This window comes from Spirochaetae bacterium HGW-Spirochaetae-1 (assembly GCA_002839375.1).
In the GTDB taxonomy this organism is placed as follows: domain Bacteria; phylum Spirochaetota; class UBA4802; order UBA4802; family UBA5550; genus PGXY01.
This window is the reverse complement of the sequence record PGXY01000004.1, coordinates 448,928-474,083: the sequence shown is the minus strand read 5'-3', so window position 1 is coordinate 474,083 and position 25,156 is coordinate 448,928. Positions and strand designations below refer to the sequence as shown.

Genomic DNA, 25,156 nt, shown 5'->3' with positions numbered 1-25,156 from the left:
CTACACACCTGGTAGTTATGCAAACAGGAGAAAGATGAAAATATCTTCTATAATCTAAATAATTTCCCCTCAATTTTCAAATTTTTTCTTTACGTACACGCCTGCTACGGAAGAAATCACCTGTTGTACCTGCAATGTTAATACACCTGCATTATAGCTTTTGAATTGACTTTTTTAATGCTGTTATGAAAAATACAGGAAGAAACTGGGGGAAATCATGAAATATCTCGTTATCGGGTCCGGCGGCAGGGAACATACCATAGCCTGGCGGCTTCTGAAAGATGGAAGCGCCAATGAGGTGTATGTGGCGCCGGGCAACGGCGGCATCGATCCGGCATATCGTGTTAATCTGGGCATCAACGACTTCGAAGGAATCACACGATTCTGCCGGGAAAAAGGGATTGATACGGTCGTGGTGGGCCCCGAGGCGCCCCTGGCGGCCGGCATCGTAGACCACCTGCAGAAAGAGAATATCCCCGTATTCGGCCCTTCGGCAGAAGCAGCCCGGCTCGAAGGAAGCAAACTCTTCGCCAAGATGATCATGGAAAAATACGGGATACCCACGGCTGGGCACCATGATTTTACAGGAAAGGCCGAACTTCTTGATTTCATTAAAAGCCAGGAGCAATTCCCTGTTGTCATAAAGCTCGACGGGCTTGCCGCGGGAAAGGGTGTCGGAATACCCGAGTCCCGGGAAGAGGCCCTTGCCTTCACCAATGAAAACGTGGGGGACACGACCCGCGTCTTTGTCGAGGATTTTCTCCAGGGTGAAGAGGCATCGGTACTGGGCATTTCCGACGGCACGACAGTCCTGACCTTCGTGGCTGCGCAGGACCATAAGCGTATCTTCGACGGCGACCGGGGACCCAATACGGGCGGTATGGGCGCCTATGCGCCGGCTCCCGTAGTCACCGACGAGCGCCTGAAACGGATTCATTCCATGGTGCTGCAGCCCACCATTGACGGCATGAAAAAGGAGGGGGTTCCCTTCAAGGGCATACTCTATGCCGGGGTCATCATACACGGTGATGATATAAAAGTTCTGGAATTCAATGTCCGCTTCGGCGACCCCGAAGCCCAGGTAATCCTGCCTCTCCTGGAAGGCAAACTGGGCGATTTTATACAGGGCTCAATAAAAGGCACGCTGCATACAAAAACTATATCATTCAAAAAAAAGCATGCCATCACCGTGGTCATGTCGTCGGGAGGATATCCCGGTGATTACGAAAAGGGGAAAGAGATAACCGGCCTCGATTCACTGAGCAATTCCATCACGGCCTTCCATGCCGGCACAGTGGAAAAAGACGGAAAATTTTTCACCAACGGCGGGAGAGTCCTGAATATAACGGCGCTGGGAGACTCTCTTGTCCAGGCCAGGGACGCGGTGTACAATGAAATCGACAGGATTTCCTTTGACGATGCCTTTTATCGGAAAGACATCGCCCACCGGGCTTTAAAGTAAAATAACCGTGTAGGGGAGCAAAGGGGAAAGATACATGAAAAAACAAGTGCCTGTAATTATTATCGCCGTGATGCTGATTCTTTTTTCTTACGAGTTGCGTTCTAAGCCGATACAATACAATGAAGATGGATCCATCCAATATACGGCAAAAGACGGCAGTGTCACCATCATTCCCATGGACGGAAAAACACCCTATGGCGAGCCCATTGAGGATGGGAAACGAACCGTGCGCCGTGGTGACTTCACCATTGAGGTAATTTATTCCAGCCGGCTCTCCGACGACATCCTGGATGGGCCGGTTAAGCAGCTCTTCGATGAGTTAGTGACCCAACTGGGACGCTGGGTCAATGATAACCCCCTTCCCGCTGAATCCCTGCGACTGGTCATATCGAACTGCCGCTTCTGCAAGACCGGCTATTGCAGAAGACAAAAAAGCAGGGGAATTATTCTCACTACCTATAGGGGCGAAACCGAATTGAAACGCTTCATCATTCAATACGAGGACCTGGTTAAAAAAGGTGCAGCTGTCGATGCAGCAGCGTCAGCGGTTAAGGAACTCATGCCCGTTAAGTGAAACACAAGCGGCACGCGCCTCTCCGCCTGCCGCGTCAAAGTCCCGCTATTATCAAATCCCTTCAAATATTCGGATATTTCATCCATGCAACAATATTTATATATAAATTAACAGGCTAAATAATGTATATTCATCTTTTTTTAATGAAGAAATTTTTTTTAATATTCCCTTGACTACGGGCTTCCGTGAGCTGAAATGGTTTTATCAAGATGAAACATTTTTCATATGCATGAAGGATTTTATGAACATACGACTGGATTCAATCAACTCTATTGAGGACATTATTGAGAACCTGAGCGACGAGGAAAAAGAACTGCATCATGAACTTATAGTGGAATGCAGAAAACGTGAGGTGCAGACTATTCAGGCCGGTATAACCACCAGGAACAATATAATCAGGCTGGGTAATGCTGCCTTTCATATTATCTCCAACCTGGAAAAGATTTATCGGACCTCGCAGAATCTGGAACAGGATTCCATAAACACAAAAAACAGGATAATGGAAAACAAGCTTCGGAATATGCCCGACGATAAGTTTTTCAACGCCTGACTTCCGGGACAGTATACAGTATAAAGAACACAGCGTTGCGCTTCCCGATCATTTATCCCAGTACTTCAGGATGAAACGATCCCTGCCGGAATTATTCCGGTACATTTTATACCTGAAACTGTCTTTATTGTGATAATCCTGGTGATATTCCTCGGCACGATAAAAAACACCGGCCATGCGTATCTCGGTGACAATGGGGGCACCGAAACGCTTTGACTTTTCCAGCCTGTCTCTCGATTTCTGTGCCATGGCTTTCTGCTCTTCGGAATGATAAAAAATAGCCGTTTTATACTGGGTGCCGCGATCAACAAACTGCCCGCCCGTATCGGTGGGATCGATCTGCTGCCAGAAAACATCTAAAAGCTCATTATAGCTTATTATGGCCGGATCATAGGTAATCTGCACCGCTTCGATATGGCCCGTTGTTCCTGAACATATTTCTTCATAGGTTGGATTGTCAGTATGTCCTCCGGTGTATCCGGAAGCAACCCCCACAACTCCCTTCAGGTTCTCAAAAGGCGGCACCATACACCAGAAACACCCCCCGGCAAATGTGGCCTTTTCCTGTTTTATCCCGGCCTGTCTTTCCTTTCCATCCATTATACTCTCCATGCCTGCCAGTAAAATTATCGTTAATAATATATTCAAATACTTCATATCAAATCACCAGAAACACGTGAATGGACATTCCCTCTCATCATCAACCTTTTTCCTTTCAGGTATTGACATGTGGTTATTACAGAAAAGGAAAGTTACTTTTTTACGTGCCGGTCTGTGTGAATAAATTATTTCTTGCACTTTTAAAAATATCGGGCTGTAATAGAATACAGAGCGCCTGTGGCGTATGAATTCGTATTGACTCACCGGGATCACAGCAAAATCGCAATCCTGATTGATTAAGAAGATACTACACTCATGGAGCCGGATTAATGAAGAGCAGAACAAATCAACTGTCTAAAATAATGAAAAACAATAAACCCGCTGATTATCTCAAAGAGATAAAACGCATATTTTTATTTCATTATCCCGAAAAGGATTTCCACCCGATCAATAAAGCCTACACCATAACAAAAAATCTTTTTGAAGGCAACTATCCCGGCTACCGCTCGTGCAACACCCAGTATCATGACTTCCACCATACGCTGGACGCTACCCTGGCCGCGGTACGGCTCCTCGATGGATATTCCCTTGGCAAAAAGCCCATGGTTAATGAAACAGCCCGGGACCTCATCATTGCCGCCCTGTTCCATGATTCGGGATATATTCAGACAAAAAGTGATTACCGCGGTACGGGAGCTAAATATACAAAAGATCATGTAAACCGCAGTATTGAATTCCTTGCACAAATTAACGGTCAGTTGAAACTGAGCGGTTCCAGTGTTGAGAGAATCTCATGGAATATACAGAGTACGGGCCTCAACACCAGTTTTAACGACATCCCATTCAAATCCAGGGAGGAGCGGACAGCCGGGGCCATGCTGGGCTCGGCCGATCTTCTGGGCCAGATGGCCGACAGGGATTACCTGGAAAAGCTCCTGTTCCTCTATTATGAATTCAGGGAGGCGGGAGTTCCCGGATACGACACCGAGTTTGATATAATCAGGAAAACCAGGGGGTTCTATGAACTCACGGACAGTCGCCTAAAGAATGAATATCTCAATGTCCAGCGCTTCTCCAGGTTTCATTTCAAAACACGATACCACATCAACTCTAATCTGTACACAGTGGCCATTAAGCGGCATATGAAATATCTGAACGGGATTATCGATGATGAAGACACCAATTTCAGGGTTAAGCTCAAGCGCGGCGATCAGAAGATGATTAAATCAAAAGTCACGAAATAAAGCAGGGGAATTGAAGCATGCATTTTTGACAATCAGCCCAGCTGATCAAAGAGCAGGCCCTCCCTGCCACAAATGTGATCCACGGCCTCAAGGAACTTTTCATGGGTAATATTTTTTTCCCGGACTGCCAGGACAGTGCCTTTCCGATCGGTGATGATGATATCGATAAACACCTCATCCTCCTCACGGTGAATACGGAAACGTAACGGGGAATCCTGTATTTCCAGCTGGCTGTTCGCATCTTCCACCATGGTAATCATATCATCGACATAATCCTTTACCTCATTCCTGCCATCATCGCCATGATGCCGCCGGCTATTCCGTCCTTTACCGTCTTTTCCCGGATCATGCTGCACACGGGTATCGGGATAAAAAACGACATCAGCTTTCTTTATGCGGTATTCCTTATGTGCTATTTCATCCATGGTTCACCTACTCATTATTAATATCGGTACTATTGAGTCAATAATAGAGATATTCAGGTAAAAAAAGGCTGAAGAATTAAAAATGAATTGTCATGCATCATGCCGTCTCATATCTGTATAAACGGCCATGGAAGCAGTATATCTTAAAAAAAACAGGGAAAAATCCATTCTGAACCGGCACCCATGGATATTTTCCGGAGCGTTGCAATCGCGCGCCTCCCACATAGAAGACGGGGACATGGTCGCCGTGTGCAGTAGCGACGGTGTCCATCTGGGCTATGGATACTTCAACAGCAGAACCCCCATCGCCATTCGTATGCTTTCGTTTTCTGAGCGGCCCGTCACGAAGGATTATCTCGGGGAACTTTTGACAAATGCCCTGAATAAACGCACGCATAATCCCCTGCTCTCCGGAACGAGCGCCATACGACTGGTCTTTTCCGAAGGCGATTTCCTGCCGGGACTCATTGTGGACCGGTACAATGAACACCTGGTGGTCCAGTTCCTGACGCTGGGCATGGAAAAGCTTCGGGACCCTATAATCAATCTTCTCGTGGAACTGGTGCAACCCGCCGGTATTTATGAGCGAAGTGAACATGAGGGACGAAAACTCGAAGGGATATCTGAGCGTTGCGGCCAGGTATATGGAACAACACCGGAAGAGGTTGTCATTGAGGAAAACGGGGTATCCATCTTAGTCAACCTGCATCACGGTCAGAAAACGGGTTTTTTTATTGATCAGCGCGAAAACCGGCTCATGATTCAGGGCCTGGCCCGGGATAGAAGCATTTTGAATCTCTTCAGCTACACGGGAGGATTCTCTCTCCATGCCCTCAAAGGAGGGGCACGGGAAGTCATCTCAGTTGATTCCTCGCAGGACGCCCTTGGCATGGCGGAACGAAATGCCGAACTTAACGGCTTTCATAAAAATAGCCGTTATATAAAATCAGATGTATTCCAGTATATACGCGAGGCCCCGCTGGACAGCAGCCTCATTATCTGTGATCCGCCGGCCCTGGTAAAAAACCGCTCATCCCTGGAAAAGGGGTGCCGGGGCTACAAAGACCTCAATCTCCAGATCGCCCGCCGATGTCCCGCCGGGACACTGCTGCTTACCTGCTCCTGTTCACGCTTTGTGGATATGGACCTGTTCCAAAAAGTCCTGTTCTCAGCCCTGGCAGACTCGGGCAGAAACGGCTCTATCCTGGGAAAATTCAACCACCCCGGCGACCATCCCGTCAGCATCTACTGCCCTGAAACGGAATATCTGAAGGCCGTGCTATTGTATATTGAATAAATCAGGAGTAGTATCTCTAAAAAAACCGGCAGCAATCGCCGCCGGAATTTTTGCACATTCCAATTACCGATTATGCTAAGTCGCTGACACCCCATCCCATCCGGCAAGTCTTGCAAAAAGCCACCAGGCAGCCTGAGCTTTTACTACACAATTCAAAGTAGCTGCACGTGGGCTATCTGAATGAGCACAGTCCGTACAGCCGCTGAAAGAATCTCCGTCTCCCATAGTGAGAATATCCAGTATATCACCGTCATGACGTTCAAGATATTCAACTGCCCAGTTGTTAGCACCTGAATTATAATTCAAATTATCGGTGATATATAAATCACCAAAGTAATTGTTATCGGGATCATAGCATTCCAAATCATAGTAATCGATGAGCCAGCGGTTGTTGGCAATACAATGAGAACGAATCTGCGCTGCCGCCTGGGCAATAAATGCAGTCTCATCCTGGCCTCCTGTATGACCGGTCATGAAAACGAATTCTACCGGATGTTCCGCTGCGCGGGGATTAGTTCCTTCTGCACTATATTCGGCAATGAGATTTTCCATATTTGTTATATACCGATCAATATTGTGGCCGTCGATACTACACCATGACCACATAACAACATTTATGTGATAATTATCGGCATTATCAAGGAAGATACGCGTAGCATTCGCCCAAGGGGTATTTCCGTATTCATCTTCAGAATCTTCGGTGCTGAGATCATGATATCCCGACATGATGGGATCATAGGAATCAAGATCTAAGCCCTCGCTGCCGTCTTCGCTTAGCTGATAAAGATCACCAAAAGCGGGATAAGCCTCAAGGGTGTTCATCCCTGATATGATCTGGCTCCCATGCGAGGTATTCTGATAGGCAATATGCAGGACATCTTTCGCGGTATTTATCCACTCTTCAGGAACCTGAGATAGATCAATACAGGTATGGTCTGCCATGACAGATACTTCTATAGGATTCTGCACCGTGCCTTCAGTGATATCCGAGTAATTTGAATTGTATGAGCCATTATAAGCACATACCCGGTAAAAATACACAGCTCCTGAAGAGAGCCCTTCATCGGAATACGCGGTGACATTGGCAGCAACTGCTGCAATTTCCTCAAAGATTCCCGATTCACCCATCTTCCGCTCAATTCTGAACCCGGTTTCATTTCCGGACATATCATCCCACTCAAGATTGATGCTTGTGGTGGAACCTGAAAGCGCGGATAAATTCTCGGGCGCATATATGTATTCTGCCGCATCAACCACGGTGAAAGCATGTGTTGCCGAACCGCCTCTTTCACCATCTCCTGAAAAGATGCTCACATCCAGTCGATAGGTCCCGATGGTAAGGTTACTGCCAAAAGTTGCCGTTGCACCGGTTTGAATCAGGCCTCCATTGAGATACCACCTATAAACCGGTTCCTCCTCCGCAGTAATATTTTCTCCATTGGCGGTTACCGTCATTGAGCCTCCCTCCTGGAGCAGGTTCAACTGGCCGGTCAATACAACATTGATTGGATCATTCATGACTTCGTCGATAACGATCGTCGCATCACCGCCTTCATTAATGGTAACATTAATCGTCGCGCTCGTTGTGGCATCATTGACAATCCGCACTGTCTCCATTGCGCCGCCGATATCCCTGGTCTCATTGCTGATTACCAGGGTGAGATCATAATAACCGGCGGGAATTGCATCGTTCGTGTATGTAGCGCTGTCCGTGCCGATATCAAATACAACAGGGATTGGTGTCGCAGTGGAAACGCGGGAAATAAGCTGAGATGAAATCTGAACTGTCCCCGTGTAATCTCCCCAAGTAACCGTGAGAGCCAGGGCACCTTCCCCTGACAGCGGGCTTATGGTAATGTTGCATGTTGTTCCAAGTGAATTGACAAGCGTGGTTTCGCCCTGTCCAAAGCCGATAATTGTTCCCTCGGCGTTCAGGCCATCAACCTCTATCACCCATGTACCCAGCACGATATCATCAATAGTAACCGAGCTTTCCACGGTTGACACAGAAAAAGTAGCTCCTCCCGGCCCTGTTCCACGAACATCATATCGGCTGATATCCATATCGATTTCAGGTAGAATACTCCGTCCATTGTTTACCGAGAAATCAATGGTCAGAGTACCTTTATCGCCCTGCGGTAGACATCCGGGAATCAGGATCAAAGAAAATGTACAAAGAAGCAAAAAACACAGGCGTAACAGCCTGGCACCTATTCTTTGCCCGGTTAATAATAGAAAAAATTTCATGACGTACCCCCTTTTTCGGATAGTTTAATTTTTCAGGGGGCTGATTTGACTTATTTGTATTTATTTGAAGTGATATATGATTTTGCTGTCAACTCAGGGCCCCTGCTTTTCTTTACATACTGAGACAGTTATGCAAAGAATATACAGTTTAAGCTTTTTTTAGAAGCTCGTGTATTCATATATAGTGCTAAAACATTTCAAGTGCAGATATTTTTTGTAGTTGGACCTCCCACTCTAACAGTTGTAAAATAGTGATATATATGGACATTTTCAATTATTAATGAATATACAGTGTTTTACCTTGTATAAACGCTGACCATGAAATTTGCTTTGCTATAAAAATTCTGAATGGCGAATGGGAAAAGCTCTAAATTAATGCTTTTGTAAATCGGAGTAATATACTAAATTTATGGAGAAAAATCAAAAATAAATGGGATTTTTTTGAATAAATTGAAAAAAAAGGGCCTTTCGGCCCAATTTTTTTAAAGTAATGTTCTTATATCTTATATGTTTATACCTTCTGAAAAGACAGGCATCTCAACAGAAAATTTCCTACCGCCTTCCCGTCATATGATCATAGAGCCTCATGAGCGAACAGACATAACCGAATTCATTATCATACCAAAAGTTCAGATCCACCATGGTGAAAAACTGGTTGTTTCTTTTTGAAGTCCTTCGATGCGTGAAGGGAGAGTCATACACGGTTGACCAGGGGCTGCCGATAATATCACCGCTCACGAGCTGGTCAGTAGAGAACTTCATGATGTCGGGATTTTTCCTGCTATATTCGCGGAAAATTTCATGTATTTGATCATTGTCGAATTCACCCATGAGGGTTATATCGAGAATAACGATGGATCCAGTGTTGGTGGGAACACGAATCGATGAAGCCTGTGACCCGATACCCAGATCCCGTATTTCCGGGATCACTTCCAGGACGGCATTGGCGGCTCCCGTTGACGTGGGAATCATATTGTTGATGATGCTTCTTCTTTTCCGTGTATCCTTGTCTCCCGCCTTCGGCAGGGAATCAAGCACACTCTGGGAATTGGTGGCAGCATGAACCGTCGTGAGTGAATAGGAGATGAATTTATCGCCGAAATGGTCAACCAGAGCCTTGATGGGAGGAGCACAACAGTTCGTGGTGCACGATGCATTGGATATAACAGTATGGATACTTTCATCATACTTGTCAAAGTTAATACCGCCCACAACGGTGATCGAATCCTCGGGAAGCATGGCACCCTTGTTCTTTATCTTGAAAGGAGCGCTCAGGATAACTTTTTTCGCGTGATTGAGATGTCCCCGCAGTGAATTATTTTCCGTAGCAGTAGGGTCCGTCATTTTACCCGTTGTATCAAAAACGACATCCACGCCGTACTCAGACCAGGGGATATTGCCAGGGACACGGCACGGCGCATCATTGAGCCATATGATTTTTACCCCGTTCATGTACAGGTTGCCGCCGCGTATCTCTACCCGCTCATCTCCCTGCAATCCGAAAAAAAACCGGGAATAGGAACCATAGGTCGAGTCATAGCTTAAATAGGTCGCCAGGTCCTCGATGCTTTTCCCCACTTCACGTCCCGTGGAAATTACTATACTGTCCTGTTCTTTGCGTGCCGTCAGGCTCCAGACCAGAAGTTTCCCTATTCTGCCGATACTGTTGACCCCCACCGCCGATGTTATGGATATGCTGCTCATATTTTTCTCCTTGTAAATCGTAGTTACCCGTATATATGGCAGGGTCTCAGTCCCCGCATATAATCATGGTCAATGACCGTTTCTTTTTCTCGTGGGATGATGCCCCAGGTATACGTACCCGGTATTCCCGTCAATGGTAATATGGTCTCCTTCCAGTATCCTGACCTTTTCCCCGTCCATGAGAACCCGGTCAACGACGGCTATGTTCCGGTCCTCATCAATCTTCATGATGTTAAAATCACTGACACCGCTCTTTTCAAGACGCCGCATCTGGAGAACGGCATGCGAGGTCATGCCGCCGATGCAGGTCAGTATCCCATCCGACTCTTTCAGACCCATGACGTCCTCGGGGTTCGTTTCGGGACGCATGAGGATTATTTTTTCTCCGGGATATTTGTTCCGCATAATGCCTATGCGGTCCATGTCAAAAACCGCCCTGCCCGATACGGCTCCCCCCGATGCGGCCAGTCCCTGTCCAAGGAGGGAGTGCTGCAGATCAGCCGGAGACTCCTCCAGTTCCTCTACATCGAATATATGCTTGGTCATTCCGCGTATCTGCAGTATGTAGATCAGGTCATTCTCCATGGTGAACTCAATCTCCACGTCATTGCCCCAGCTGTCCCTGATCTGTTTCACCAGGAGAAAAAGATTCCGGTAAATATCCGGGAACTTGTTTTCCATGGAAGGATAAATGCTGCTATGCTCATATATTTTTTTCTGTTCTTCGCTGATGGGGAATACCTTCGCCACTCCGCTGACAATGTCATGACCCTGGGCACGTGTCTTGTATTCACCGAAGAGGCTGATTTTTTCCTTTCCCAGGTACTGGCTGTGCACCACGCCTGTGATGTTGAACGGCGAATAGTTACCGAAAACCATCTGCTGAACAACGACGGCGGTTCCCCACTCACCGGAAATATTGATATAATCCCTGTAGTTCCTGGCTATCTCCGAATCCCAGGATTCATAAACGGCAATGATGGCATGGAGGAGCTGTTCGTAAGGGTCCTTGGGTATGGAGTAGCCAAAATTGTTAATGGCATAGCGGTAACGAAGGGTCAGAGCCTCCATCTGTTTTCCCGTAAGCATCTCCTTGAGAGCAACGCCTGCTTCCTCTTTTGCCTCATTCATGAGGCTCTCGAAAATGCTTCTTTCCATGCCAAAGGAGGATATGGCCAGGTCCTGGATAAGCCGGCGAAAACAGTCATAGGCGAACCATTTATCATGGCGGGCATACTGATCCAGGATTTCCTGGGTTATTCCCACATTGGTTATGGTATCCATAACACCGGGCATGGAAAAGACGGCGCCGCTGCGAACAGAAAGCAGAACGGGATTCCGCTTGTTGGCGTAACGGCCGCCCGTATACAGGTCGATATTTTTTTTCAGAACATGTAGTATCTTTCTTTTAAAACGGGGATTTTTCAGGTTCCCGTCCTTAAGTCTCTTGTATAGACCGGAGGAAATGATAAAACCGGGAGGAACATTGACTCCCTCCATGTTTGCCGCAAAGAGCAGGCCATGGGCCTTATTTCCCACCTGCCAGATCGGGGCGTATATCTTCCCCTGCCCCGGGAAGGCCTCTGTTTTCCCGATTGCGAAAGCCACATTTCCCCGGAACCGTTTCCCCGTGTCGCTGTTGACGCACACCAGGTCCCCGTGCTCTTCAAGATCATAGATAATACAATCACGCATGGAGATAAGAAAATTATCAAAGAGCTGCAGGTGGGGGGACTGCATGATCTGGTCACGGAGCAGCCTGTCCACAACAGTGTCGATATTCTGCGGTTTGCCATTGGGGATAAAACGCCGGGAAATATTATCGACGCCGATGGTATGCACTGCTGCCCGGCATACATCTTTGAACGTTTCGTTGAAACGATCCGATATTTCACCATGGATGGTGATGAGGTAATTCACCACATCACGAAACTGGGAGGTTTTCATATTGGGCGTTTCCAGCAGGTTCGCCACGGTAATCATCTCCTGGTTGACAAGTCCATCGACCAGAAAGGCGCGGATAAACAGCTGCATGACTGTTTTCATCCGTTTGTAATCGGGGACCACGAGGGCATCACTGAAAAAATCCTCTACTATTTTTTCAAAGAAAGAAAAACGGACCAGGTTCATCTGGAAAAAAACCTTCAGCGTATCAAATTTTTTCTCCTTATAGGAACCGTACATGGACGGAATGCCAAAGGCGATGTGCCGTTTGAATTCAATGGTGTCCAGGGCCTCGAACCGCCTGCTGCTGAGAAGCACCGATTCCTTCAGCTCATGCTGCACCTTTAAAAGTTCATCCAGGGCCTCTATGGTATTCTCTCCCTGTAATATATCAAAAAAATCCCTGGGTGGATCAAAGAGGCCCTCCGAGGCATATTTCATAAGTTTATCAATCCCCCGGATATCGGAGAAATTGTATTTATCAACGAGCATGCGGTAGACATGAAGAAAGGTGATGAATTTCTCGATGTTCACCTTGGAAATATTGCACTGGCTCACCACATTGAAAAGTTTGCGGAAATCATCATCGGAAATTTCATAGAGCATTTTCCATATGGATATTTTCGACTCATCGAGGCCCGCCATGCCGGAAATATAGTGAAGCATGCTGGTCATTTCCGTTGGGTTTCTCGAATCAAAATACCGGTTGCAGTAATCAAGCACCACGGTCTTTTCTCCGTTGCCGACATCTTCAAAATCGTTTTCCGTGACGAATGTATTGAAGTATTCCTTTCCCACGGCCTCCAGAATATCCCAAAAATGAAGATGATCATACTGGGAAAAATTCTTTTTGAGCTTCTGGAAAATTATTTGGGCGGCCTTCTCGTCGGCCATGTTGATCATCCTGAAAAAACCGTCGATATTTTCGTATACCTCGCCGGGGATCATATTCAACAGGATTTCTTTTTCTCCGCTCATCCAGTATTCCATAACATTCTGGAAAAGGGTGACGGTCCTGCTTGATGATTCAACATGCACCTGCTTCCTCAGGAAATGGATGAGATCGTTCATGCGGTGATTGGTATCAATTTTTTCCGTGAAGGAACGAATGTCTCCCGTGGCGCCGATATCATGGTAGAAAGCCGGAAATACCGCGGCCAGGGACGTGATAAGATAAAACACCTCACCAAGATCGCTGTTCAGAAGTTCCGAGATGTCCCTCTGGAAAACATCGGTGTCTTTCAGGTACACGCCGCCGAGCTTCATGTTGACTATAAGACTGGCTGCAAGTTTTTTCATAACCGGCGGATTCAGCTCGATGAGTTTCATCCATGTTCTGATATTTTCCAGGTGGCTGGCATTGACGATCACTGACCAGTCTGAGGCGACACCGGAGAACTCGGGAAAACAGAAACGGGAAGCTACAAGTATGTCATTGAAGTAATCGATGAGAGAGATGTTCCCCGACTCTATGATTGTTTTCCCGATATTGTAGATGGTGGAAAAGGCCGAATTATAATTCCCATCCCGCTCGATCTCTGAAAGGAGTATGGGCATCACCAGGTCGATTATGTTCTTAAGGAGGTCATGATTTCTCCTCGCTACAAACACGGTGCATGCCGATGCCACCGTCCTCGATATAAACAGCTGCAGTTCACCGTCATTCCCTTCATGGGACTTCTTTATCAAATAGGAGAGAAGGGGAAGTATGGAATTATCCCGGACCAGTGTCCCCTCTTCTATCATACGTCGTATGCGGAGACATATCTTCTCCCATGTTCTGGCATTATGTGAGAAATCCATCAATATATGGTGTTGAACAAGCAGATCAGCCGGTGCTTCCGATAGGACCCGTTCAATCTGGCGGAGATTCCCGTCATAGGTGGTCTCTGACACGATATCGAACATATGAACAAGTTCATCCTGCACAATCTCGTCGTCGATGTATGATATCAATGTTTGTATCTCGGAGTCATTGGTCTTTATGGAACTGTTTACATACAGGCGATACTGGAGGAACAAAAATTTACCTATAATGCCTGTAATATCACCATCCCGGTCTCCCGCGGTGATAAGCAAGCTGCCCAGGTTCTTTACCCTGTTGTTTATGGCCTTGAAATAAAAACCCTCTTCACTCTCCTGCATCATTATATCGAGAAATGACGAGGCATTGGCATCAAAAATTTCCTTTACGGGGATAAATTCATCTTTCCCGTCAATCACCTGCTTAACCACAAAGATATAACGGTCAAAAAAAGTATCACTGGCGCGGAGAGCCGACACCTTCCTGCGTGCCACGGCTTCAATAAGATAATGAAAAATGATATTCAAAACATCGTGGGCATAGGGGATACTATCGTAAAGGAAGTCATACAGGTAGGACCGGAACTCGGCGATGACATACTTCCAGTCAATGTTCGTATGTTCAAGTTCAAAGATGAGATTCTCCACCTTTTTCACGGCTCCATACCTGTCCCCCACTGGTAGGTACAGAGCCTGAAGATCAGGTGGGTGCATGTGATTTAATTCATTCATGTCAGCCCGGTGTCACATGTGATAACATACTGATGATAAGAAAAGTATAACCATGGAATGAGCGCACAGTCCATAGGCCAAAGCACTTATTGAAAATGGGACAGCCCCTATTTTATATATAGGGGAATCCCCTATAGAAGGGTGGGTCATAAAAACTATATGAGGTCGGCTCAAGGAACAGGTTTTAGATTGCCATAATAATGGCGATCTATATAGTTATGCCCATGAAATATATATCTCTATTTAAAAACCGGGAATTGCAGGCCATTGCCGTAAAAAGCTGGGATATAAGCTGGCCCATGATATTCATCATGTTTTTTGAATTCGTGATAAATCTCACCGATGTCTATATAGCCGGTAAGCTTGGCCGTGAATACCAGGCCGCCGTGGGATTTGTCTCCACTCTGTATTTCATTTTCGTGGTCATCGGCAACGCCCTGACAATCGGGACCGTGGCTGTAACGGCCCGGCAATTTGCCTCGGACAGACAGGCCTTTGCGGACTCGGCCTGGTCCATAACCGTAACCATTCTTGTCCTGGGAGGCCTGCTGGGAGTTTTCGGCCTTCTCTTTTCACCGCTGATACTCTCCATCATACATATCCCCCGTGAAGTAAAGGAAGTTGCCGGACCGCTGTTGGAAATATATGCTGCATCGCTGGTGTTCCACTATTTTCTCATCAACAGCAACGGTCTCATGCGGGCCGGTGACATGATACGAAAATCCATGTCCACCATGGCAGTGACGGCCCTGAGCAATATCATCCTCAATTTTATCCTGGTTTTCCACACACCGCTGGGATACCGTGGAATAGCCCTTTCCACCGCTCTCAGCGTTCTCCTGGGCTGTATCCTGAATTATCTCCACCTGGGCCCGGTTTTGCGGCAAAAAAAGACCTTTTCCCGGGAAAACGTGAAACGAATCGCCGTTATTGGATGGCCCGCCGTTCTTCTTCGCGGGGCCTGGCAGCTGGGCTCAACGGTTCTTTTTCTCATTATCGGCTCCCTGCCCTTTCACAGCGTGGAGACACTGGCCGCCTTTACCAATGGCATGCGCATAGAATCGGCGATTTTTCTGCCTGCCTTTGCCTTTAATATGGCCAACGCCGTAATCGTGGGGAATTATCTTGGTCAGAAAAAAACCGATGACGCCTTCAGGGCGGGACTTATCACGGCTTTTCTCAGTGTTATCGTCATCGTCATACTGACCCTCCTTGTCGTACTCAATGCCGGTCAACTTTCCCGTTTTCTCTCCAACGATTCTATTGTCGTTGCGGAATCGATACGCTATATTTATATCAGCATGATAAGCGAACCCTTCATGGCCTGGGCCGTGGTGCTGAGCGGCGGCCTGAACGGTGCGGGGGACACACGCAGCGTCATGATTATTGTGGTTATGAGCCTCTGGCTTGTCAGAATTCCCCTGGCATATGTCCTGGGTATTACGGCGGGTCTGGGTGCGCCGGCCATCTGGTGGGCCATGAACGCCTCCATTTTTTTACATGCCCTTTTTGTAACACGACGATATTTACAGAGGAATTGGTTATATGATGAATAGGGAAAAACTTGGTCTGCAGCACAAGGATGTTCTTTTCACTGCATTAAAACTGGCAGGCACAAATCTCTCGGAGTACAGCTTCGCCAACCTGTACCTCTTCAGGGATGTACACGATTATCATGTCATTTCAGACCGTGAAACCTGGATAGAGGGACGGACCAGGAAAGGCCGGCGGTATATAATGCCCACGAGAGATATTCGCGAACTGGAAGTCTCCTATCTCCGCGATATATTGATGGAATATGAAAACATGTATCCCATCCCCGAGGAATGGCTCACTGCCTTCAGCGGCGAAGAGTATTTATTCAGCTACAGCAACGACGATTCCGATTACATGCATCACATAGAAAAAATGGGCTCCTATGCCGGGAAAAAAATGCATAAAAAGAAAAACCTTCTCACACAGTTTCTCGCTCTTTACACTCATCAGGCCCTTCCTCTGACGGAAAAAGAGATGGCAGATGCCCACCGCATACTGGACCTGTGGCAGAAGGAGATGACCGTTGCCCCCGAGGAGACAGACTATTATTCCACAAAGGAGGCTCTGACCCTCTACGATGAGCTCATTCTCTGCGGCGGCATCTATTACGTCGACAACGAGCCGGCGGGATTCATCATTGGCGAGGAGTTGAACGAAAAGGTTTTTGCGCTCCACTTCGCCAAGGGCCTGCGCCGGTACAAGGGAATCTACCAGTTCATGTATAACAATTTTGCCAATATCATGCCGAAAAAATACTGCTGTTTCAATTTTGAACAGGATATGGGAAACGAGGCTCTTCGCCAGGCCAAGGAGTCTTATTATCCTGAAGACATGGTGAAGAAATACAATGTCATGCTGAAAAAATAAACCGGGCGGGTATTTGATACATAGTAAATTCCGACGCCGAAAACCAATCCATGGGACGCAAGATGTCTTATCCGAAGCTGATCCTGATGATCGATATGTTAAATTATCAGCAGAATATTCGGGCAGGCAAAGCTTTTATAAATTTTTTCCCGCTTCATTAAGACAGTCATGTAACAATGGATTCAGTAAAACGGATTATTGCTGCGCTTATTGCGGATAGAAGGAATTTATTCCTGCACAGATAAAATGCATCCCTCGGTGTCGAAACCCTTAAGTCAAATTCACTTTCACAAGGTTGATCTTGCTGTATGCAGTTGCGTCGGTTTCGTCACGCATTTCAAAAGTGCCCAGATTATGATCAGAGTCAGCAGCAAATTTTAAATACCCGTAGAGATAACCGCTTTTAGGGGAACCCTGTGCTGTCGCTTCATCCAGTAGATCGTCATACATCACTGAGTCCAGGGCTACAATGTCTTTGGATAAGTACAGTGTGCTGGAGGGGCCTGTTCCGCTGGCGCCTCCCAGGGTAATGAATGCGTGGGGAGAAGAGGTGTTGCCATTTATATTTCCAAACAGTCCATCTGCTACAATAAGCCTGAGCTTCTCTTTTATAGGCATGCAGATATCGGCCAGGCCGGCGCTATTGCGCCAATCTCCGGGTCCGCAATCATGCATAGCCAACATATGGTCCAGAGAACCGATCATCATTTTCATGGCTCCTGTGCTCATACCAGAACTGTGCCAGCTGAGTACCGGCATCAGGATAATATGGTCAGCCTCATCTATTGCACGGGCGATTTTTTCTGCGCTTGAAGGCTCATGACCGGAAGTAAAGGTAATGTCGGATCCGTATTCTCCCTGGTACAAATCCCATGAGATGGAACTCTTATGCCGGCATACATTGATAATACGGTCCTCTGCTGGTGATTCGGCTAGTGTTCGCGACGGATCTGAAATTACAATATTCGACGCAGGAATTCCCAGAAGGTCAACCAGTCCGTATATTACTGCGCTGATGGGAGCGGCGACATTATTTTTTCTGCTGTTGTCATTGTTGTTGTATGCGTTAAGATGAATCATCACCATTTCGCCGTTGTTATACGGTACAAGTGAGCGCCATGCTTCTTCATCCGTGCTTTTCCCGGCAAGCTCCCTTACGCCACGCCCTACCATGGCATCAACGGCATCCTGGTCTGTATATTGATAAAAATCATCAGGATTTACCCCGTTCCACGAGGTTGCGTCAGAATCGATTACGCGCACAACACGGTTAACAGGTATTGAGTCTTTGTTAGATTGATTACTGTCTGCGCATGATGAAAAATAAATGGCCGCAGCACCGCTGGCAGCTGAAAGAAGGAAATCCCTTCTCGTGGTAAGACCCGATCCCGGCCTGTTTAAAATGTCTGTTTTTTCATCCCTTTTGTATTTGCCGTCCATTGTCTTATTCTTCATAGTCGCCCCCTCGTCTTTGGAGTGATTTCAGGAATAATACACAAAAAGCTTTATATCGTACAATAGAACTGGCAAATGAAAAGGATTAGATAATATAATAAGTCGGATGATTTACGGGATTTATAACTTTAACATAATATAAGGTTGATAGCCGGTCAAGCCGTTTTTCCCATAATCTGCGGCTACTGTCTTGAATTTTAAATTGAACTTTTGCCATAAGGATATCAGCATTATATTAATATCTGTAATCCTGGCACATACTATATCCTCAGGATTTTTCAGACGCTACGGATGACACACATGCAAACAGAAAGATGTTTTTAATGTCCTTATCAGATTTGATGGAAAGGAAAATGTTTTAAAATTGATACAAATGAAATATGTATTAAGGCTGTTCATGATTTTTTTATGAGCTTGTGATAATTCATCGGGAAGTGATATCAGTACCAGGTCCTGGGGAAAAGAGGAGCGCCTATCACCGTATAATCTGCACTATGAAACCAACCCTTCAGCGGTCATTGATTCCACCGGCAATGCCATAGTGACCTGGCAGCAGACCGACATGATGACATCAACTACAAGGATTGCCTCGAATCGGTATACAAAAAGTGACGGATGGGGTATTCCGCAATTCGTGGATCAGCAGAATGCCGGGACCAGCGCCGATCCATTGATAGGTGTCGACTATGAAGATACGATTCTAACATTTTGGCCATGGCTTTATTATAACGGATCGACAACCCATCACTGCTTCAGTGCACGATATACGGACGAATTCGGATGGGAGATCCCCGAATATGCTGATTACCATAACGGAATTTATTCCCTTACAACCCCGGATTTTTCCATGTCTCCGGCAGGAGGGGCCTTTGCCGTATGGGTGCAGGAGGATTCAACGGTATATAATATCATGGCAGCTCGCTTTACAAGGGATTCGGGCTGGGGTGAGCCGGAACTGGCTGAATTCGATGATACGGCCAATGCCCTCTATCCCCGCCTCTCCATGAATCCCGACGGGCAGGCCATAATTGTATGGATGCACTCTGACGGGTATTTCTACCAGGTGTGGGCTAATCTGTTTGAGTGATACGGGCATGCACAGCACTACAAAACAGTCCATGGACACAAGATGCCTTATCCGAAAGGGTAAAATAGACTATTCCCCCTGTTTTATAAGCTCCCCGTTAAGGTATTCAGGAGGCTCTGACCCCATTCAGGGAAAAAGGGATGCAGGTGGATGAGCGAATATTTAATAATAAGTACTGCAAAATATCCATAATAAACTCTATATGGATGTATTTAAATATTGACAATTATCGAAAATTTTAGTATTTTTTATTAAATACCATATAATCCGACCGGATGGGTTTATAGTGGGATATAAAGATAAAATATCGAATTGGGCCGTCTGGTATCAGGGAATTGTCATAATAAAATATATGGGTCAAGTGTAAGAACTCCTGTCCGATTCCTGGCAAAACATTAAATCTGTTTGTACCCGGAAAATTCAGGACTGGAAGATGAAGCTATGAACAGATTTATTAATGTACTCACGATTCTGATAATTGCATCCAGCCATGGCGCAGCAGGAAATAACAGTATTGCCGTGCGGCTCAGCATCAATACGTTTAAATCAACACATAGTGACAACACCATGGTTGAAAAGATGACATCAGTCCTGTACCGGGAGCTTGTAAGGCTTCGCGGCCAGGACTGTGTGATATATAAAAACACCGGCGGATTTGACAGAAGCGCGAACAGGCAGCTTACCGGTTCGGTTGAAAAGATCGACGCAACGTATTTTATTACGATAAAAGTCCTGGATGGAGAAAAGGGAGAACAGCTCTTTAATAAAACCTGCACTGCAGACTCCGGTGACATTGAAAAGACAATGAGGGATATCGCAAAACAAATCCATAAAGACAGGCGTGTCTGGCAGAGATAGCCGGGTTGCGTATAAAACACGACATATGGAGACACTCATGAAGAAATTTTTACCTGCTTTTCTTCTAATATTATTTCCATTCACTGTACTGGCAAAGGACCGTGTAGCCATACTTGATTTTCAGACATATAACTGCCCGCAGTCCGTGGCCCGTGTCGTGGGACAGATGACGAATTCTCGCATCTTTGAGACGAAGGTCTTCACCCTGGTGGAACGGGAAGAGATGGAGGCCATTTTAAGGGAGATGTCGTTGCAACAGACGGGATGCACCGATTCGTCCTGCGCAGTTCAAATGGGTAAACTTCTTTCGGCGAACAAGATCCTCACCGGCACCGTACTGAAGATGGACACTTTCAACATCGCGGTAAAAGTCATAAATGTTGAAAACGGAAAGGTCGAAGGGAGTTATCGTTCCGAGGCAATGAACGCTGCGGATTTTGAGCCGGCGGTGTTGTCTATAGTGGAGAAGGTGCGTTACGATTTCCGCAACGAGCTGTACCTGAGCATTGCCGCGAGCGCCGGGTACAGAAAGGCGCTGGGAGATTATTCGGGTATCGCTGATAATGGTTATGGTGGCAGTATCCATGCCGGCCTGCACAATTTTCTTTTCAAAGGCGGTGTCCTGTCCATGGGTACCGGTTTTTTTACCTTTGAGGGCGCCGATGGCGCGATTGATTCAATCCTGGCAATTCCGGTAACCGCCGGTTTCGGCTACAGCCTGAACATTTCCCGCAACATTCATATCATCCCCATTTTTGGCACCGGTATTCACGCGAACCTCATGAACCATGATCCCGATAACGCGGACCAGTACGGCAATTATGAATATACACGGGAGGTTTTCATCGATCCCGTTATATTTTTGCAGTGTGACGTGGAGATGACCATAACTCCTTTTGTGCAGCTTTTTCTATCGCCGTCATATACCATCATGTTTGAAAAAGGAAAGACCGGGCAGATCCCTGGACTCGATGGCGGCATAAGGTTAACGTTTTAACATGAATTAAACGCAGGGGGAAATCGATGAAAAAAATATCTATTTTTATAATGATAATATCTGCATTTGTTTCAAGCATGTCGTGTTTTGATAACAGCATGATAGAAAAAGGCGAGCTGTCAATGGAGGACCCGCGGCTTCCTGAAATAAATATCAAACAGGGCGGTACTCCTATACCGGATAACAGCGGGGTATATGATGTAACAGGCGCCAGGGTAGGTGGCGCTTACACGGATGTTGTGTTTACAATAGAAAACATAGGTACTGCCGAATTGAACCTTATCGGATCTCCCCGTGTTTCCATAGAGAATGACACTGACAATGAATTCCAGGTCATCGAACAGCCATCAGAGGCGGTTATTGCCCCGGGAAGAAATAGCACGTTTTCCGTACGCTTTTCTCCCGTGAGTTCGCAGGAAAAAGCCGTAACGGTTTCTATTGTGAATGATGATTTTGATGAAGGCGATTATACTTTTACTCTTAACGGGATCAGCGTTCCCGATGTTGATTTCAGGGCAAGGCTGAGACGGGGAATCGCACCCTTAACAGTCAATTTCGAGAGTCTGTCGACCGGGAATATAACAAAGCTGGAATGGGACTTTAACGGCGACGGCACCGTGGATGCCACCGGAGCGACCGCTGAATATCAGTATATCAACCCAGGGACATATACAGTCGTACTCAACGCTACCGGAGTTGGCGGTGTAAATTATCGCATTAAGACCAGTTACGTGACAACCAGCAGTCCTCAAAAGCATGTTATCGATGACGGATTCAACATGGCAACAGCCGTTCGGGCCGCCGATATCGATGGTGATTCGTACATGGATATTGTTGCTACCAGTTACGAGTTTACCATGGGAACTCCGGTAGGGACAGATGAGATAGCCTGGTGGAAAAATGACGGGAGCGGTACTTTTACAAAAAATATTATCACTGATACATTCGAATATCCGCAATATCTTTCAGTCGCCGATATGGATTTTGACGGCGATCTCGATGTCATCTGCCAGGGAAAATTTGACGGCGGCCAGATTTACTGGTGGGAGAATGGCGGCGATGGCACCTCATGGACCGAACATGCCATTACCTCCTCCTATCACAACATGCTGTATTTTGATGTGTATGATATGGACGGCGACAGCGACATGGACCTGGTGAGCTTTTCTGACAGTACGGCATATGGTTCAGCTGATTATGTTAATTTTTGCAACAATCAAATCAACCTGGGATATGGCTGGTCCATGTCTTCAATAATAAGCCTGTTTGCCAGTGGTGGCATTGGCAGCGCTCATTTTCTTTACCTGGCCGATTTCAACAATGACACGTATCAGGATATTCTTGTAGGCGGCTATTACGGCGTTCGCTGGTATATGAACTCAGGAAATAATACGAGTTATACGGAATACGAGATTGGCGATATTTCTACTACAGATAACATGTCTCACAAGGCCGTTGCCGATATCGACAATGACGGCGACAGTGATGTTTTTTCAATAGTGAGCAATACCGGCACTGAGATTCTATGGTATGATAACGCCATGGGGACAAGCGGATGGGAGCAAGACTGGGAAGCCTTTACCATAACGACAGATTCGAAGGGCATTGACAGGCTGCGCGCCTTTGACGTCAATGATGACGGGAAAACGGACCTTATCGGCGGTTCACAAAATTTTGGGGATATCTGCTGGTGGGAAAACAATGGCGTATACGGTGACAGTTCCTGGTTGAAGCACCAGGTGGCCAGTACCTTCACGGGCATCTGCGGCGTGGATGCCGCCGACTTTAACGGTGATGGCGTTGTGGATATACTCGGCACCAGGATTTCAGGCGAGATCGCCTGGTGGGACATCAGCCACACTGACTGGTTCAGCAGGACTATTGACTCGTCAAACGGGTCCCCTGCTGCGCCTTATCCTGTTGACATCGATGGAGACGGCGACCTGGATTTAATCGGTGGATACGCTAATCTGGGAGAGGTGGTCCTGTACGAGAACCATGGTGACGCTTCTTTTATTGATCCTGTGACTATTGACAGCAGCTTTACGTCTCCGTATTCGTTCTATGCCGTCGACCTTGACAGGGATAATGATGTCGATATCATCGTGTCGGGCAGTGCCGATATTGCCTGGTACGAGAATGACGGGGATAATAATTTCACCCGCCATGATGTTGCAAACGACTTATCCTACGCCTATTCGGTTTGCGCCGCCGACTTGAACGGCGACGATGAAATTGATTTAATCTGCACTTCTCATTATAATAACGCTATCTTCTGGTGGGATAATGATGGGAATGAAACTTTCGCGACAAAACATATACTCGATGGTAATATAAACTGGCCCAAGTCGATTGCCGTGGGCGACATTGACGGCAACTCGACTGTTGATGTAGTCGTAGCAGGATCAGGCACAAGCGGCCTGGCCTGGTATAACAATAACGGGACAGGGACTTTTGTAAAGACTGTCCTCGGTTCGGGATCCAACAGCGTCCATATATGTGACCTTGACGATGACGGGCATAAGGACATAGTCGTATATGAATGCATAGATAACGCCATAGACTGGTGGAAAAACGATGGAAGCCAGAACTTTAGCCTCCAGACATCTCTGGCCACGGGACTTGATGGTGATTACACGAAAATTTATATTGCCGATTTCAATGGCGATGGAGACCACGATATTGTATCGACAAATGTATATGGCAATGCGATAGTATTGCTGGAAAACGATGGCAGCGAAGTCTTCACCATGCATTCCATTGAAACGGAATTCGCCAGTCCGTCGTATGTTCATGCCGCTGACATGGACAATGACGGTGACAGTGACATACTGGCTGTTTCCGGTGATGACGATACCATTGTCTTATGGGAGAATAATATACTGGAATATGGAGAATAATTTTAACACCACACAGCCTTAAGGGGGCATATCGCCAGACTCGATGCACCGATTTTCCCATCGAATGGACTTTCTGGCGATACCGATATAACCGGATGAAGAAGCAATCCGCGTCATATACAAACAGGCTAAGCAGATATTTACTACTGGCTGTACTGACGAAAGCTGTGTCACACAGATTACCGACGGCATCAACGCCCATGAATCCCAAGTACCGAATAAACATGCAGGCGCCGGACCTTTAAAATAGTTGTTCAGGATTTAAGAATTGACTCCACCATATGATTTATCAATACCCTGGCATCATTCAGTCCTTTCGACATCTCCCTGTGCCCAAGCAAATGCAGTTCAACCAGGCCATGAATAAAGGCGTATAGAATTGCTGTTTTTTCAATTAATATTTTAGTATCCGTCTCTTTGTTTGACAGAGCCCCGGAAACAAACAGAGCGACTTTCTGGAAAACAGAATAAGCCGCCTGTTGTATCTCCGGATACTTTTCCTCATCCCACTTGGTGTTAAACATTAGTTGGTAATGCCCTGGATTTTCCATTGCAAAATTATAATAAACAATAAAAATCTCAATTAAAAGCCGTTTGGAATCTTTAACTATTCCTTCTAATTTATGAATCTTTTCTCCCAGTAGAGTGAAATCTTCTACAACAATCGTAGCCAGAAGCGATTCTTTATTCTCAAAATGCCGGTATAATGCCGAGCGTGATAACCCGGCCAGCCTCCCGACTTCCCGCATTGATACTGCCTCAACTCCTTTGCTGTCAATCAGGTCATGGGTAACTCTGAGCAGACTTTGCCTGGTTTCCTTATTCATTTCTATTATTATCCTTAAATATTTATAAATTCAGTTTTTTATCATAT

18 protein-coding genes are annotated in these 25,156 nt (G+C 46.3%); 11 read left to right on the top strand and 7 right to left on the bottom strand.

The features are described 5' to 3' along the window. Positions 1 to 217 precede the first annotated feature (217 nt). The 3 genes from CVV44_09915 (at position 218) to CVV44_09905 (ending at position 2,586) form a co-directional block, all read left to right on the top strand. A complete protein-coding gene (locus CVV44_09915; GenBank protein ID PKL39171.1) occupies positions 218 to 1,462 on the top strand; it encodes a phosphoribosylamine--glycine ligase in 1,245 nt (414 codons plus the stop codon). Positions 1,463 to 1,496: 34 nt separating this feature from the next. Then, entirely contained in the window at positions 1,497 to 2,036 is a 540-nt protein-coding gene (locus CVV44_09910; GenBank protein ID PKL39170.1) for a hypothetical protein, read from the top strand. 169 nt (positions 2,037 to 2,205) lie between these two features. Further along, positions 2,206 to 2,586, top strand: coding sequence for a hypothetical protein (locus tag CVV44_09905; GenBank protein ID PKL39169.1), 381 nt, complete (start codon positions 2,206 to 2,208; stop codon positions 2,584 to 2,586). Between the two features lie 48 nt (positions 2,587 to 2,634). Here the strand turns inward: CVV44_09905 and msrA are convergent, their stop codons facing one another. Further along, positions 2,635 to 3,186: a peptide-methionine (S)-S-oxide reductase gene (gene msrA, locus CVV44_09900; GenBank protein PKL39168.1), complete on the bottom strand. Its 552-nt coding sequence runs from the start codon at positions 3,184 to 3,186 to the stop codon at positions 2,635 to 2,637. A 329-nt stretch (positions 3,187 to 3,515) separates the two neighbouring features. Between msrA and CVV44_09895 the strand changes: the two genes are divergently transcribed. Then, entirely contained in the window at positions 3,516 to 4,430 is a 915-nt protein-coding gene (locus CVV44_09895; protein PKL39167.1) for a hypothetical protein, read from the top strand. Between the two features lie 32 nt (positions 4,431 to 4,462). Here the strand turns inward: CVV44_09895 and CVV44_09890 are convergent, their stop codons facing one another. After that, positions 4,463 to 4,855, bottom strand: coding sequence for a hypothetical protein (locus CVV44_09890; protein ID PKL39166.1), 393 nt, complete (start codon positions 4,853 to 4,855; stop codon positions 4,463 to 4,465). Between the two features lie 127 nt (positions 4,856 to 4,982). On the opposite strand from CVV44_09890, the gene CVV44_09885 reads away from it, so the two are divergent. After that, the gene (locus tag CVV44_09885; protein PKL39165.1) at positions 4,983 to 6,152 is read left to right on the top strand and encodes a class I SAM-dependent rRNA methyltransferase; all 1,170 of its coding nucleotides are present in this window, start codon (positions 4,983 to 4,985) and stop codon (positions 6,150 to 6,152) included. A gap of 75 nt (positions 6,153 to 6,227) precedes the next feature. Here CVV44_09885 and CVV44_09880 read toward each other — a convergent pair whose 3' ends face one another. The 3 genes from CVV44_09880 to CVV44_09870 all read right to left on the bottom strand — a co-directional run bounded on the left by CVV44_09880 (position 6,228) and on the right by CVV44_09870 (position 14,582). Then, entirely contained in the window at positions 6,228 to 8,216 is a 1,989-nt protein-coding gene (locus CVV44_09880) for a hypothetical protein (GenBank protein ID PKL39164.1), read from the bottom strand. Between the two features lie 735 nt (positions 8,217 to 8,951). Beyond that, the gene (locus CVV44_09875; protein PKL39163.1) at positions 8,952 to 10,103 is read right to left on the bottom strand and encodes a glyceraldehyde-3-phosphate dehydrogenase; all 1,152 of its coding nucleotides are present in this window, start codon (positions 10,101 to 10,103) and stop codon (positions 8,952 to 8,954) included. Between the two features lie 69 nt (positions 10,104 to 10,172). Then, complete coding sequence (locus CVV44_09870) at positions 10,173 to 14,582, bottom strand: hypothetical protein (GenBank protein PKL39162.1); 4,410 nt, start codon at positions 14,580 to 14,582, stop codon at positions 10,173 to 10,175. 224 nt (positions 14,583 to 14,806) lie between these two features. Between CVV44_09870 and CVV44_09865 the strand changes: the two genes are divergently transcribed. Together CVV44_09865 and CVV44_09860 are read left to right on the top strand one after the other, a co-directional pair. Further along, on the top strand, positions 14,807 to 16,138 hold the full coding sequence (locus CVV44_09865; GenBank protein PKL39258.1) for an MATE family efflux transporter: 1,332 nt from the start codon (positions 14,807 to 14,809) through the stop codon (positions 16,136 to 16,138). Further along, positions 16,128 to 16,985, top strand: a complete 858-nt coding sequence (locus tag CVV44_09860; GenBank protein ID PKL39161.1) for a hypothetical protein — start codon at positions 16,128 to 16,130, stop codon at positions 16,983 to 16,985. The genes CVV44_09865 and CVV44_09860 overlap by 11 nt, the downstream gene beginning before the upstream one ends. Positions 16,986 to 17,255: 270 nt before the next feature. Here the strand turns inward: CVV44_09860 and CVV44_09855 are convergent, their stop codons facing one another. After that, a complete protein-coding gene (locus CVV44_09855) occupies positions 17,256 to 18,440 on the bottom strand; it encodes a hypothetical protein (GenBank protein ID PKL39160.1) in 1,185 nt (394 codons plus the stop codon). Positions 18,441 to 18,981: 541 nt separating this feature from the next. On the opposite strand from CVV44_09855, the gene CVV44_09850 reads away from it, so the two are divergent. The 4 genes from CVV44_09850 (at position 18,982) to CVV44_09835 (ending at position 24,282) form a co-directional block, all read left to right on the top strand. Beyond that, positions 18,982 to 19,527 (top strand): hypothetical protein, encoded by a 546-nt coding sequence (locus CVV44_09850; GenBank protein ID PKL39159.1) that lies wholly within the window; start codon positions 18,982 to 18,984, stop codon positions 19,525 to 19,527. Positions 19,528 to 19,968: 441 nt separating this feature from the next. Next, a complete protein-coding gene (locus tag CVV44_09845; protein ID PKL39158.1) occupies positions 19,969 to 20,385 on the top strand; it encodes a hypothetical protein in 417 nt (138 codons plus the stop codon). Positions 20,386 to 20,410: 25 nt separating this feature from the next. Then, positions 20,411 to 21,382: a hypothetical protein gene (locus CVV44_09840; GenBank protein ID PKL39157.1), complete on the top strand. Its 972-nt coding sequence runs from the start codon at positions 20,411 to 20,413 to the stop codon at positions 21,380 to 21,382. 26 nt (positions 21,383 to 21,408) lie between these two features. Next, on the top strand, positions 21,409 to 24,282 hold the full coding sequence (locus tag CVV44_09835; protein ID PKL39156.1) for a hypothetical protein: 2,874 nt from the start codon (positions 21,409 to 21,411) through the stop codon (positions 24,280 to 24,282). A 254-nt stretch (positions 24,283 to 24,536) separates the two neighbouring features. On the opposite strand, the gene CVV44_09830 is transcribed toward CVV44_09835, so the two are convergent. Next, a complete protein-coding gene (locus CVV44_09830; GenBank protein ID PKL39155.1) occupies positions 24,537 to 25,109 on the bottom strand; it encodes a hypothetical protein in 573 nt (190 codons plus the stop codon). Between the last annotated feature and the right edge of the window lie 47 nt (positions 25,110 to 25,156).